The organism is Protofrankia sp. Cr1, assembly GCF_963555865.1.
Taxonomy (GTDB): Bacteria; Actinomycetota; Actinomycetes; order Frankiales; family Frankiaceae; genus Protofrankia.
On record NZ_CAUVXO010000545.1, the window covers coordinates 1 to 1,004 of the forward strand.

The window sequence follows — 1,004 nt, forward strand, 5'->3', positions numbered from 1 at the left end:
GGCGTAGTAGGCCGCCAGGCTGGCGAAGTCGTCGCCACCGTGCCCGGCGTCGGACGCCTCCGCGGCCATGGCGAGCGTGGTCGTGGCCAGGGGCAACGCCCGCTCCGCGGCGCCCATCGCGATCCGAAGATCTTTAATCATGGCGTCCAGAGTGAAGGCCGCCGGGGTGAAGAGGTCGTCGGCGAGCATCGGGCGCTTGTAGTTCACGATGGACCCGAGCGCACCGTCGGAGAGTTCGGCCAGTAGCAGGTTGCGGTCGATACCCAGATCCGATCCGAGCCGCAGCACCTCGCCCAGGGCCGCGGTGGAGAGCGTCAGTCCCAGGTTCACCACGGTCTTCAACGCAGTCGCGGTTCCGATACCGCCAACCCGGTGTGTGCTGCCGAACAGGGAGAGCAGGCCTTCGGCGGCCGCGGCGTCGGCCGCGGTCGCCCCGACCAGTACCCGCAGGGTGCCTTCGCGGGCTGGCCCGACGGTGCCCACCACCGGCGCCTCGACGTAGCGCAGATCCGCCTTTGCCACGAGCTGCCCAAGGTCGCGGCTGGTCGACGGCGAGACAGACGTCGAATTGATCACTAGCGTCGCCGGGGGCGCGCCGGCGATCAATTCGTCGATCACCTGGCGGGCTGAACTGTCGTCGAAGACCATCAGCACGACGGCGTCGGTATCGGTGACCGCGGCCCGAACGGAGGGCGCCTCGCGTGCACCGGCGGCTGTCAACTCCCCCGCGCGACCCGGCGTCCTGTTCCAGACGGTCAGCTGGTGGCCGCCACGCAGGACATGCCGAGCCATTTCCCGGCCCATCCGTCCGAGCCCGAGGAACGTGACGTTCATTGCTCTGCCTCCCGTGTGCGCTCCCCCTTGCGCATTGGCAATGCGACCTGTGGGACGTCTGTCCCTGCCCGGCCCTGTCTGGCCTACCCGCACGGTGGGCGCGCCAGCCAGTCGAGGCACGTTTGTTCGGAAAACTTACTAGTTGGCTGGGTGTGGCGCCCGGCGAACGC

Annotated in this window: 1 protein-coding gene; it reads right to left on the minus strand. The window is 69.0% G+C overall.

All coding sequences use genetic code 11. The features are described from left to right. A partial coding sequence (locus U9980_RS25490; protein WP_322770253.1) for an NAD(P)-dependent oxidoreductase occupies window positions 1-834 on the minus strand: 834 nt, incomplete at its 3' end. Window positions 835-1,004 lie beyond the last annotated feature (170 nt).